Genomic DNA, 12,658 nt, shown 5'->3' with positions numbered 1-12,658 from the left:
GGAGACGGGTAGGATGCATAGTCGTGGGATCCATACGCCAATGTTCACGCTCGGCCTGTCAACGGTCGGCCATCGCTACTTTGACGTACGTGTATGCCGATTCCACGGCCGTCCTCGGGCCGCTGGCTACCTACGCCGAACCGCACTGCTACGACCTGTGCGCCATACACGCGGAGCGCCTGACGGTACCGCGCGGCTGGGAAGTCATGCGGCTGGCCCTGCCGGAACAGCCTCCCGTCCCGAACACCGATGACCTGATGGCCCTGGCCAAGGCGGTCCGCCAGGCAGGAACGGTCCCCGACAATCCGGACGAAGCACCGGCCCAGCGCGGCCTGCGCGAACCGATCGAACCGCCGTCCGAGTCCGGCGGAGCCCGCCGCGGGCACCTGCGCATTCTGCGCGGACAGCAGTAGGGCGATAACCTGAAGTGAAGAAATCCGCGCCGCCGGCCAGCCCTGGCCGTCTGCGTGCCGGTACGTCCTGACGCCAGGATCACAGGATCAAAGGAAACTATCACCATGGCACATCTTTCCCCTGAACTGCTTGCCGTCCTGCGCTGCCCGGTGACCGGATCGTCGCTGGTCCAGGAAGGCGAGGAACTGGTTTCCAGCGCGAAGGACGCCAGCGGCCAGCAGTTGCGCTACCGCATCGACGAGGGCATCCCCGTCCTGCTCCCGCCTGCGCTGCACGAAGCTGCGCAGGCAGCCGAAGCCCGGCCCACAGACGCTCAGGCCGCCAGCGCGCAGCCCGCCACCGACAATTCCCCGAACACCCCGGCAACCGACGCCTAACCAACGCCCAGGAGAACACATGTCATTCGATTACAAGGTCAAGGACCTTTCCCTGGCCGAGGCCGGCCGCCACCAGATCCGCCTCGCCGAGCACGAAATGCCGGGCCTGATGTCCCTGCGCGAAGAATTCGGCGCCAGCCAGCCGCTCAAGGGCGCCCGTATCGCCGGGTCGCTGCACATGACCGTGCAGACTGCGGTGCTGATCGAGACGCTGACCGCGCTCGGTGCCGAGGTCCGCTGGGCCTCCTGCAACATCTTCTCCACCCAGGACGAGGCTGCCGCGGCCATCGTCGTCGGCAAGGGAACCGTTGAAGACCCGCAGGGTGTGCCGGTTTTCGCCTGGAAGGGTGAGACACTCGAAGAGTACTGGTGGACCGCCACACAGATCCTCAACTGGCCCGGCGCGGCCGAGAACCCCGAGCTCGGCCCCAACATGATTCTCGACGACGGCGGCGACGCCACCCTGCTGCTGCACAAGGGCGTCGAGTTCGAGGCCGCCGGCGCCGTTCCGGACGCCACTTCCGATGACGCCCACGAGTACACGATCATCCTCGACGTGCTGCGCAAGTCGCTGGCCGAGGACCCGCAGCGGTGGACCCGCATCGCCGGCGGCATCCTGGGCGTGACCGAGGAAACCACCACGGGCGTGCACCGCCTGTACCAACTGGCCGAACAGGGCAAGCTGCTCTTCCCTGCCATCAACGTCAACGACTCGGTCACCAAGTCCAAGTTCGACAACAAGTACGGCATCCGCCACTCCCTGCCGGACGGCATCAACCGCGCCACCGACGTCCTCATGGGCGGCAAGGTCGCCGTCGTCTGCGGTTACGGCGATGTGGGCAAGGGCGCCGCGGAGGCACTGCGCGGCCAGGGCTCGCGCGTGATCGTCACCGAGATCGACCCGATCTGCGCACTGCAGGCCGCCATGGACGGCTACCAGGTCACCACGCTGGAGAAGGTTGTGGATCAGGGTGACATCTTCATCACCACCACCGGCAACAAGGACGTCATCATGGCCTCCGACATGCTGAAGATGAAGAACAAGGCCATCGTCGGCAACATCGGCCACTTCGACAACGAGATCGACATCGCCGGGCTTGAGAAGATCGACGGCGTGCAGAAGGTCGAGATCAAGCCGCAGGTCCACGAGTGGGTCTTCGACGCTGACCCCGCCGCAGGCAAGGAGGGGCGCTCCATCATCGTGCTCTCCGAGGGCCGACTGCTGAACCTGGGCAACGCCACCGGCCACCCGTCCTTCGTCATGAGCAACTCCTTCGCCAACCAGACCATCGCGCAGATCGAGCTGTTCACCAAGGCCGGAAAGCCCGCGGCGGACTCAACCACCGGCGAGCCGGAATACGCCAAGCAGGTCTACGTGCTGCCGAAGATCCTGGACGAGAAGGTCGCCCGCCTGCACCTCGGCGCCCTCGGCGTGGAGTTGACGGAACTGAACAAGGAACAGGCCGAGTACCTGGACGTGGATGTGGCCGGGCCGTACAAGCCGGAGCACTACCGCTACTAAGCAGCACCGCTACTAAACGCGCCACCGCTTCCAGCGAACGACGGCGGGCCGGTCACCTTCGGGTGCCCGGCCCGCCGTTTTCCTGCCACCCCCAGAATGGGGAGTCGTTGGGGATTGATATTTGGGACTGAGGTTTTTCAAAGAACGGCAGGCCACCATTGGTTCCAGTCTTGATCACAAGGACCAGCCGACGCTGGTACCGGCGTGAGCAAGACTCCGGAGTCCGGCAGAGCGCCCCCCAACCCGCCGGGCTCCGGTCCCCCTCCCACTTGCCGGGCTCAGGTACCCATCCACCCTGCCGGGGCGCCCTGCAATCCGCTGATCCATGGTTCATATAGTCCTGTCCTGACCGCCAAAGCGCGAAAAGCGGGGCCGGCTGGCATGATGAAGAGAGGTGTGCAGTTTGTCTGCACCCGGAACCGCTCACAACGTTAGGATGCAGACGTCATGACCATGAGTCCGGATCGGATCATTCCCACCCGTCATCTGTTTGGCCCGGGGCCGTGCAACCCGTACCCGGAGGCGACCGCGGCGCTGGGCCTGCCGCTGATCGGGCACCTGGACCCGGAGTTCATCGCGCGGATGGACCGGACCAACGAGGGCCTGCGGGTGCTCTGGGGGACTAAGAACGCGCGGACCTTGCCGCTGAGCGCTACCGGCTCGGCCGGCATGGAAGCCGCCTTCGTCAATACCGTGCAGTCCGGGGACGTCGCCGTCGTCGCTGTGAACGGGCTCTTCGGCGAGCGGATGTGCGAGGTCGCTTCGCGGGCCGGCGCCGAAGTGGTGCGAGTGGACCACGAATGGGGCACGCCGGTGGACGCCGAACGGGTGGCTGCCGCACATCCGAACCCCACGGTCATCGCCGCCGTCCACGCCGAGACAAGCACCGGCGTCCGGAGCGATATCGCTGCCCTCGGCGCCATCAAGGGTGACGCCCTGCTGATTACCGACGCCGTGACGTCCATCGGCGGCATGCCCATCCTCGCGGACGAGTGGGGCATCGACGTCGGCTATGCCGGCACGCAGAAGTGCCTCGGCGTGGCCCCGGGCCTCGCGCCGTTCACCATTTCGGACCGCGCCTTCGAGCGCCGCGTGCCCAAGCCGCAGTCCTGGTACCTGGACCTGGGCCTGCTCGGCGGCTACGTCAACGGTGCCCCCGGCGGACAGCGCGCGTACCACCACACCGCTCCGGTGGGCATGGTTGCCAGTCTCGAAGCGGGCATCAACCGCATCCTGGCGGAGGGGCTGGACGCGGTGACGGAACGCCACCGCTCGGCCGGCAAGGCGATGCAGGACGGGCTGCAGGAAATGGGCCTGGAGCTGTTTGCGGCCGAGGGCCACCGGCTGCCGCAGCTGACCACGGTAATGGTGCCCGAGGGAGTCGACTCCGCGGCGGTCCGCGGCTACCTGCTGGAAAACTTCAACATCGAGATCGGTGCCGGCGCTGGCCAGTTCACGTCTACCGTGTGGCGGATCGGGCTCATGGGGCCGAACGCCAACCCGGCCTCCGTGGCGCTGCTGCTGGGCGCACTCAAGGAAGCGATCGCCAAGGCCTGACCTTATTGAGCCTTCGGTTCCGGGCCGGTCAGCTAATCAGCCTGGAACCGAAGCCGCTCAGTCCTGGAACGGGAGCGAGTGCAGCCGCTTGCTTTGCGCCTGGGAGCGATCGTACTGGCGGCTCAGCCGGGCGAAGTCGCGTTCGCGGCGTTCGGCCATCACCGCGATCAGGAACATTTCGGGCGCGGTACCGGTCGGCGGCGGGGGAGAAACATAGCCCGAGGTCTCGTTCGCCAGATCGATCGCCAGCCGTTCCCGCGAGGCGGGAATCATCTTGGGCGACTGCACGATGAACTGGGAGATCCGGCGCGCCAGCGGCTCCGGCAGCCGGCCCATGTCCGTCAGTTTCACCCACGGCACCAGCTGCGGCGGAATGTGCGGCAGTTCCTGCGGGATGACCCCCACCCGTTCGCGCATGCTGTAGGTCCCGGCGAGCAGATCGCCCAGCCGCTTGGACCGGTCATTGAAGAGTGCGACGACGAACGCCACGGAACCGAGCAGCAGGTACAGCTCGAACACGCCCACCAGCCCACGGATCAGGGCGTGCCGGAAGCGGATGGAGCCGCCGTCGTCGCGCACTATCCGCAGTCCCATGATCAGCCGGCCGATCGACTTGCCCCGGGTCAGCGTCTCGAGCGTCACGGGCACGATCACCAGGAAAAACACCACCATGGTCAGCACCAGGGCCTGCGCCGCCGCCGGGTCGAACCCGATCTGCACGGTCTCCGCCAGGAACGCGGTGGTCAGGATCAGCAGCAGGAAGTTGATGATGCAGTCGATCATCGAGCTCAGCGCGCGTACCCCGAACGACGCCGGACGCAGTTCCAGGACCACGGCCTCGCCCGTGACGATGTTGCTCATGCCACCACTCTACCGAGCGCCCGGTGACCCACCGAGCGATAGGCTGGAGGCGTGGATATCGATGCCTTCACCGCGGTGCACCAGCATGACTGGAAACGCCTGGACGAGCTCAGTGCCAAGCGCCGCCTGACCGGCGAGGAAGCCGACGAGCTGCTGGTGCTCTACCAGCGCACCTCCACGCACCTGTCGATGATCCGCTCGATCGCACCCGAAAGCCAGCTCTCCGGCGCGCTTTCCACCCGGCTGTCCCGTGCACGCACCAAGTTCACCGGCGCGCGTTCCAACTTCGCGGAAGACGTTGCCGGCTTCTTCGTGCTTTCGCTGCCCACCGCGTTCTACCGGATCCGCTGGCTCACGGTCATTATCGGCGTCGTTTTTATCCTGGTGTCCTGGCTCTTCGGCGCCTGGGTCACCGGCAACCCCGAGGTCATCAAGGCCATCGGCTCGGACGAAGAGCTGCGCCAGTACGTCGAAGAGGACTTCGTCAACTACTACAAGGAAAACCCCAACGCGTCCTTCGCCGGCATGGTCTGGACCAACAACGCGTGGATCGCCGCCCAGTGCGTGGCCTTCGGCGTGTCTGGTCTCTGGGTGCCGTACGTGCTCTACATGAACGCCCAGGGCGTGGGCATGGCCGGCGGGATGATGGCCGCCTACGACCAGCTGGACACCTTCTTCCTCTACATCCTGCCGCATGGCCTGATGGAGATGACCGCCATTTTCATTGCCGGTGCCGCGGGCCTGCGGATCTTCTGGGCCTGGGTTTCGCCCGGCCGGATGACCCGCGCCGCGTCGCTCGCGAAAGAAGGCCGCTCGCTGATCACCGTGGCCCTGGGGCTGGTGCTGGTCCTGTTCATCTCCGGCCTCGTCGAGGGCTTTGTGACGCCGAGCGATCTGCCGCACTGGGCCCGCATCGGCATCGGAGCGCTGGTGCTCGCCGCGTACTGGACCTACACCTTGGTGCTCGGGCGACGCGCCTACAACGCCGGGGAACGCGGCGACCTGGGCCGCTTCGACGCCGGCGAGGTCGCCCGGACCAGCTGAGCTGTCCCTGAACTGGATCCGGCCGGCACCGGGACGACTCCCGCCGGAGCCGCCGGTAACTCGGCGACTCATCGGGCGCGGTCGGGGTGGCATCCGCTGCCGGAACGCTCCCGGCGGTACTGTCTTTAACAGACGTGCCAAGCGCGAGGAAAGAGGGAGAACGTGGCAGGCGAGGACCGGATCTCCGGCAACATTGATAACCCCCGTACGGATCGTGCGCCGGATACCGACAGCGACCCGGTGGAGGTGCCCGCGCCTCCGGTCCCTGCCAGCGGCCGGTTCCTTGACGAGGCCAACCGGCTGCCGATGCGCAAGGCCAGCCGCTTGCCGGATCTGAGCGCCTTCAACAAGGAACCTCGCGGGACCGAAAAGAATAACGACGGCGGTGCCTCCTCAGCGAAGAACGACGACGGTGCCCCCGCGGCCAAGAGCGACGGCGGCGCTACCAACGGGAAGAGCAGCGGTGCTCCTGCCGCGTCGCGCTTCAAGCCGGATGCCGTCCCCGGCTGGGGGAGCCCGGCACCGAAGCCCACTACTTCTGCGCAGGCCGATGTTTCCACTGCGCAGGCCGATGTTTCCGCGAAGCCGGATCAGCCCCGAGAAGATCGCCCGGCGCCAGCCGAGGCGCGAACAGACTCCGCCGGCACTGAAGCCCCAACGGCGAAGGCTGCTCCCACGGCGGCAATGTCCACCGGCAGCGAGGGACCGACAAGCGAAGCAGCGTCCACGGCGTCACCCGACTCCTCCGAGCTGCCCAGTACTGGCCGTCGGGCTGCCGCGGGCGGACCGGAGGATGAGGCTAAGTCTTCGGCCGAACCGCAGGACGCGCAGGTTCCAAGCGGATCGACGCCCGGACCAAACCCCGGATCAAATGCCGGACCAAACCCCGGACCAAACCCCGAACCAAACCCCGGACCGAACGCCGGAGCGAACCCTGGGCCCGATCGGGCACCGGAATGGCAGCCAGGACCAGACGAGACGGTGCGGGCGGAGAAGACCCGCGCCCGGCCCGGAGATAAAGGTGCCGGCAAAACACCGGGGGCGGCAGCAACGGCGTCGTCCTCGGCTGTGGGCGGATCCAACGTTGGAGCTGGGAATGGACCCGGCGCCAAACCGGGCGCCCAAAAACCAAACCGGCCAGTGCTTTCGGACGTGGAGCGAAGGGCGGCAGAGCGCGAGGAAGCCGTCAACGCGAAGCCGCCGGCGGGCCGGTTCCTGCAGGTCATGCTGGCCGTCTTTTTCCCGTTCCTGCTGATCATCGGGGCGATCCGCGCGGTCTGCACCCCGCTGTTCCTGTGGATCGAGTATCACCGGCCGGGTTTCCCCGCGGACAGTTTCGGGTTCAGCACCGAGGACCGGATGACCTACGGTTCGTACACCGTGGACTACCTGCTGAACTGGGCCGGGCCGCGCTACCTCGGCGGGCTGGTGGGGCCGGACGGGGACCAGCTGTTCCTCGACAGCGAGGTCGGCCACATGGCGGACGTGAAGACCGTGATCATGGGCGCGTGGATTGCCGGAGCAGTGATGCTGGTCCTGGCCGTGCTCGCGGTGATTTACCTGGCGCGCACGTATCCCGGCGGCATCCGCCGCGGCCTGTTCGCCGGGTCCGCCGCCACCCTGATCCTGATCATCGTGCTCGGCGTGCTGGGCGCGCTGAACTGGCAGGGGTTCTTCACCGCGTTCCACGGGGTCTTCTTCGCGGACGGTACGTGGACGTTCTTTGTGGACGACACGCTGATCCGGCTGTTCCCCGCCCAGTTCTGGATGGACGCCGGGATTGTGATCGCGGTGCTGGTGCTGATGGTGTCCTCGCTGGTGCTGGCCTTCACCTGGCCGACCAAGTCCCGGCGGGAGCGCAGCTCCGAGAAGCTCGCCGCCGCCCGCGCCCGCTACCTGCAGGACCTGCGCGAAGGCTTCTAACAATTCTGGCGCCCCGCACGACGGGGCGCCGGGTCAGCTGTAGAGGCGGTCGATGTCCGCCGTGAAGTCCTCGATGACCTGCGTCCGTTTGAGCTTCAGCGACGGCGTCATGTGCCCCGAGGCCTCGGTCAGTTCCTGCCGGAGCACCGCGAATTTCCGGATCTGCTCGGCGCGGGAGACCAGCTTGTTGGCGTGGTCCACCGCGCCCTGCAGCTCCGCCCGCACGGCCGGGTCTGAACCGGCGGAGGCAACGCTGATACCCTCCCGGGACTGCGACTTGCTCCAGGCGGCCAAGCCGTCGGGATCGATGCTCAGCAGCGCTGCCACAAAGGGCTTGCCTTCGCCGACCACCACGGCCTGCGACACCAGCTGGTGCTCCCGCAGCGCATCCTCGAGCGGTCCCGGGGCGACGTTCTTGCCGCCGGCCGTGACCAGCAGGTCCTTCTTCCGCCCCGAAATGGTGAGGAAGCCGTCGTCGTCAATTGTCCCCAAGTCACCGGTCCGGAAGAAGCCGTCCGTGAAGTTCTCCCGGTTGGCGTCCTCGTTGTTGTGGTAGCCGGGGGTAATGCCGATGCCCTTGATCAGCACCTCGCCGTCGTCGGCGATGCGGATGGTGGTGCCCGGCAGCGGCAGGCCGACGGTGCCGATCCGGTTGCGGCCCGGCAGATTCACGGCGGCGGGCGCGGTGGATTCGGTCAGCCCGTAGCCCTCGAGCACGGGCACACCGATGCCGGTGAAGAAGTGCGCCAGGTGCGGATTCAGGGCACTCGCGCCGGAAACTGTGAAGCCGACCTGCCCGCCGAAGACGGCGCGCAGCTTCGCGTACACCAGCCTGTCGAACACGGCGTGCTTGAGCTTCAGGACCGGGCCAGGGCCTGAGCCGGTGCCGCGGTCCCGCACATCGACCGCCTGCGAATAGGCGACGGCGGTGTCGGCCGCGGCGTCGAAGATCCGGCCCTTGCCGTCGTCGTGCGCCTTCTGCTTGGCGGATGCGTAGACCTTCTCGAACACGCGCGGCACCACCAGCAGGAAGGTGGGGTTGTACGTGCGGAGGTCATCGATCAGGTCCGCCATGCTCGCCGTGTGGCCCATCTTCACGTCGGCGGCGAGGCAAATGACCTGGACGGCGCGGGCGAGGACGTGGGCCAGCGGCAGGAACATCAGCGACTTGGCGCCCGGTTCCTTGAGGATGGCAGGCAGGAATTCCGTGGTGTTCAGGGCGAGTTCGGCGAAGTTGCCGTGGGTGATGATGCAGCCGCGTGGGCGCCCCGTGGTGCCCGAGGTGTAAACCAACGACGCCGCATCCTCCAACGTGCGCGAGGTGCGGGCCTGCTCCAGCTCCTCATCCGATACGGCAGCGCCCTGCGCCCGGAGTTCGACCAGTCCCGGCTCGTTGCCGGCCATGGTCCAGACCGGGAGCGGGGCGGGCAGCTCCAGCATGGCCGTATTCACGACGGCGGCCTTGGACTCGTCCTCCACAAAGACGAGCTTGGCGCCGGAATCGGAGAGGATCCACTGCACCTGGTGCGCCGAGGACGTCTCGTAAATGGGGACCACCACGGCGCCGGCAAACCAGCCCGCAAGGTCCACCACCGTCCACTCGAACCGGGTCTTGGACATCACGGCAATCTTGTCCCCGGGCCGGATGCCGGCGTTGATCAGCCCCTTGGCCAGCGAAGAAACTTGGCCGAGGAGTTCGGCGGCGGACACATCGGTCCACACGCCGGCCCGCTTCACGGCATAGAGGGCATGCTGCGGGTTGCGTTTGTGCCGCGCCAGGAGAATGTCTGTGACGTTGGAGCCGTCCGGCATGCGCTCCAGCAGTTCGGTTGACGCTTCGCGCACCGCGTTCTCACTTTCATCGTTAGGTGTTGTTCTAGTTTCGTGTGGCCCGGCCCATCTGCTCACACCCAGCTGGGCATCCACATCCGCCACCGCCACTGATCGTAGGGGATCTGTTCGGCCGTCCAGACCGGCATGAAATACGCCGAGACCAGCAGCACGGCAATGATGAACCCGCCGACCACCACCAGTCCCTGACGGCGCCGCCACACAGGGTCGGTCCGTTTGCCGAGGAACAGGCCTAGCACATAGGTCAGGGCCAGGATCAGGAACGGCTGGAAGGAGATGGCATAGAAGAAGAACGTGGTGCGGTCCGGGAATAGGAACCACGGCAGGTAGCCGGCGGCCAGACCTGCCAGGATCGCGCCGGCGCGCCAGTCGCGGCGGCCCAGCCAGGCGAAGGCAACGGCGATCAACGCCAACGCCGCGGCCCACCAGATGAGCGGGTTGCCCACCACCGTCACGGCGATGGAGCAGGTGTCGACGGCGCATCCGTTCACGCCGTTTTCATCCGAGTGATAGTAGAACGAGGTAGGCCGACCCATGAAGAGCCAAGTCCAGGCGTTGGACTGGTACGGGTGCTCGGAATCCAGCCCGTTGTGGAAGGTGTAGGCGCTGCGGTGGTACTCGGCGAGGGAGCGCAGCGGATCCGGGACCCAGCCCCAGATGCCGCCGGCATTGTCCCGGGCCCATTGACGGTGGTAGGCGTCCTCGGACAGGAACCAGCCCGTCCAGGTGGCCAGATAAGTAGCGGCGGCCAGCGGCATCATGGTGAAGAAGGCGGGTACGCCGTCGCGGAAAACCCCGCCGGAGATCCAGCCACGGATTCCGGCAATGCGGCGCGCATTGACATCCCACAGCACGGCCATCACACAGAACACCGCCACGAAGGACAGCGCCGACCACTTCGTTCCGACGGCGAGACCCATGCAGACCGCGGCCACCAGCCGCCATGGCCGCCACAGCACGAACGGACCGTAGAGCAGCTGCAGTTTATTAGGTACCCCGGACGGTCCGGCGAGGGCCGCCACTTTGCCGGCCAGCCGCCGTCGTCCGTCGTCGCGGTCCAGCAGCAGCGCACCGTACGCCGCGACCACCCAGAAAGTGAGGAAGATATCCAGCAGCGAGGTGCGTGAATGCACCAGATGGTGGCCGTCGACGGCGGTCAGCAGACCGGCGACGCCGCCCAGGACGGGGGACTTGAACAGTTTCTGGGCGATCAGCGCGATCATCAAAATGGACAGTGTGCCGGCCAGGGCCGCGCCGAAACGCCAGCCGAAGCCGTTGTCGGAGCCGAACAGCCACATGCCGAACGCGATCATCCACTTGCCGACCGGCGGATGGACCACATACTCGGGGGAGTCCAGCAGGATGTCCGGGTTGCCCGCGTTGAAGGAATCGTTGGCTTCTTCCGGCCACTCCCGCTCGTAGCCGGACTGCAGGTAGGAGTAGGCGTCCTTGACGTAGTAGGTCTCGTCGAAAACGAGGGAGCCGGGTTCGCCCAGCCGGTAGAAGCGCAGGATTCCGCCGATCGCCGCGGCCAACACGGGGACCAGCCAGCCCCAGATCCCGAAGACTACGGGCGAGCCCAGCAGACGCCGCTTCAGCACGTCTGCCTTGAAGGCATGCGCCGGCGTCTGAAGCCAATGCGCCGGGCGCTCCGGCACCTGCTGCTGGTGGCTGATGGGCTGGGACACGGTGAACATGTTACCTGCGAGTAACTTGCTGGGTGCAAGCCAGGGTGGCACGGCCCCGTGGGCGCTGTGGGCAGGGCTGACTGTTCAATGAGGCCACATACAGACCTTATCTACCGGGGCTGCGAAACGTCGCTATTGGACATTGTTGGAGTGCACTTCTGTCGCCGGAGTTTCACTTGTCCGTCCGAGGGAGCGGACTGAAGTTCAGTCGTTCGTTGTTCTAGTCCGAAAATGTGGTGACGTGCGAGTTCTGAATGCGCCCAAGCAGGCCGGTGGAGAAAACAGGGGTGCTGACATGTGCTGGCGCCCGTGTTTTCTCCACTCGACTTCCACTCCGACACAGGTGAGTGAATCGGTATCCCGGGCGGCATGCCCGCCCGCTGAAGAAACGCATGCTCAGCAGGCAATATCGTCATACTTCCAGCCCTGCTCGATAAGTGCGCTAACGATCTTGTCTATTGCAAGCTTCGCTCCGTGGGCCATGTGGCGTTTGGATATACGAACTTCGATCCAGCCTGCGGCAAGCGTCCGCTCTGTTCGTCCGATATCCCGGTCGATTTGGTCCGGCAAGCTGTGCCCCTGGCCCTCGTACTCGATCGCGATGCGGAATTCGGTGATGGATAGATCCGGTGGGTGCAGCATATTTCCCATGTCGTCGACGATGCGCTCGTTGACACGCGGTTCTGGAAGGCCTGCGCGAACCATGGCGAGGCGGAGTTGCGTCTCCGGCGGTGAATCCGCGCCAATCCTGACGAGTTGCAACGCGTCGCGCAATATCCGCACACCTTTCTTCCGGGGATGGCGGGCGATCATGTTGCCGAGCTCAAAGGGTGTTGCATACGGTTCGTAACGGTTTTCAAAATTAGGGCGCGGCACCCGCACGAGGTGGTCCGCGATGACCACCAGATCGTCGAGAGGAAGGGACTGCGCGAGATCCAGCCAGGTTCGCACCCTCGTCGTTAGAAAGAGCCCATTGACGCACGTGACCTCGTCTGGAAAGAGTACGGTCCGGTGTCCGATTCGGGGCTCGGCATTTCCCATAAACGGGCAGCGGTGTCATGGGAAGCTGCGCTTCCGCTGTTGATGCGCGTGTAGGGTCGGACTTTCCCTGCGAAGTCCAGATCAGCATCCTTGGGTGCTCGAATTCCCCGTCCGACTGTTACCACGCTGGAGTTGCGCATATGGTCCCTCGTCAGGCCCGCACTTTCTCCGTCTCCGAGTGTAAATGCAGACTTGTCCAGCGGACTCGGCAAGGGGGTGGGCTTTGGCATGGAGACATTATGCGTAGAAGTGCCAAAACCGCGCAGATGTTATCCACAGCGGCCTCAACCGGCGAGAACAGGGGTGCCAGTGAAACCCAGCGCCCTTGTCTTCTCCAGTCAAGGAAGTGGCCAGCCGACGCGGCGTACTCAGCGGAGCGG

Annotated in this window: 10 protein-coding genes; 6 read left to right on the top strand and 4 right to left on the bottom strand. The window is 65.9% G+C overall.

Annotated features, from left to right (window positions below; translation table 11 throughout):
- Positions 1 to 23 precede the first annotated feature (23 nt).
- The 4 genes from B0G38_RS08070 (at position 24) to B0G38_RS08055 (ending at position 3,870) form a co-directional block, all read left to right on the top strand.
- Positions 24 to 413: a DUF3499 domain-containing protein gene (locus B0G38_RS08070; RefSeq protein WP_264668958.1), complete on the top strand. Its 390-nt coding sequence runs from the start codon at positions 24 to 26 to the stop codon at positions 411 to 413.
- 105 nt (positions 414 to 518) lie between these two features.
- On the top strand, positions 519 to 791 hold the full coding sequence (locus tag B0G38_RS08065) for a Trm112 family protein (protein ID WP_264668957.1): 273 nt from the start codon (positions 519 to 521) through the stop codon (positions 789 to 791).
- A gap of 19 nt (positions 792 to 810) precedes the next feature.
- Positions 811 to 2,313, top strand: coding sequence for an adenosylhomocysteinase (gene ahcY, locus B0G38_RS08060; RefSeq protein ID WP_264668956.1), 1,503 nt, complete (start codon positions 811 to 813; stop codon positions 2,311 to 2,313).
- A 447-nt stretch (positions 2,314 to 2,760) separates the two neighbouring features.
- Complete coding sequence (locus B0G38_RS08055; RefSeq protein WP_264668955.1) at positions 2,761 to 3,870, top strand: pyridoxal-phosphate-dependent aminotransferase family protein; 1,110 nt, start codon at positions 2,761 to 2,763, stop codon at positions 3,868 to 3,870.
- 57 nt (positions 3,871 to 3,927) lie between these two features.
- Here B0G38_RS08055 and B0G38_RS08050 read toward each other — a convergent pair whose 3' ends face one another.
- The gene (locus B0G38_RS08050) at positions 3,928 to 4,731 is read right to left on the bottom strand and encodes an RDD family protein (RefSeq protein ID WP_264668954.1); all 804 of its coding nucleotides are present in this window, start codon (positions 4,729 to 4,731) and stop codon (positions 3,928 to 3,930) included.
- 51 nt (positions 4,732 to 4,782) lie between these two features.
- Between B0G38_RS08050 and B0G38_RS08045 the strand changes: the two genes are divergently transcribed.
- Complete coding sequence (locus B0G38_RS08045) at positions 4,783 to 5,775, top strand: stage II sporulation protein M (RefSeq protein ID WP_264668953.1); 993 nt, start codon at positions 4,783 to 4,785, stop codon at positions 5,773 to 5,775.
- A 162-nt stretch (positions 5,776 to 5,937) separates the two neighbouring features.
- Entirely contained in the window at positions 5,938 to 7,698 is a 1,761-nt protein-coding gene (locus B0G38_RS23220; RefSeq protein WP_319801231.1) for a TIGR01906 family membrane protein, read from the top strand.
- A gap of 33 nt (positions 7,699 to 7,731) precedes the next feature.
- Here the strand turns inward: B0G38_RS23220 and B0G38_RS08035 are convergent, their stop codons facing one another.
- From B0G38_RS08035 to B0G38_RS08025, 3 genes are all read right to left on the bottom strand, one after another.
- Positions 7,732 to 9,543, bottom strand: coding sequence for an AMP-dependent synthetase/ligase (locus B0G38_RS08035; RefSeq protein WP_264668952.1), 1,812 nt, complete (start codon positions 9,541 to 9,543; stop codon positions 7,732 to 7,734).
- A 59-nt stretch (positions 9,544 to 9,602) separates the two neighbouring features.
- Positions 9,603 to 11,246, bottom strand: coding sequence for a dolichyl-phosphate-mannose--protein mannosyltransferase (locus B0G38_RS08030; protein WP_264668951.1), 1,644 nt, complete (start codon positions 11,244 to 11,246; stop codon positions 9,603 to 9,605).
- Between the two features lie 387 nt (positions 11,247 to 11,633).
- Positions 11,634 to 12,188 (bottom strand): hypothetical protein, encoded by a 555-nt coding sequence (locus B0G38_RS08025; protein ID WP_264668950.1) that lies wholly within the window; start codon positions 12,186 to 12,188, stop codon positions 11,634 to 11,636.
- Positions 12,189 to 12,658: the final 470 nt, after the last annotated feature.

This window comes from Crystallibacter permensis, from assembly GCF_025960875.1.
In the GTDB taxonomy this organism is placed as follows: domain Bacteria; phylum Actinomycetota; class Actinomycetes; order Actinomycetales; family Micrococcaceae; genus Crystallibacter; species Crystallibacter permensis.
The sequence above is the reverse complement of the archived record's forward strand: the minus strand, read 5'-3'. Positions and strand labels throughout refer to the sequence as shown.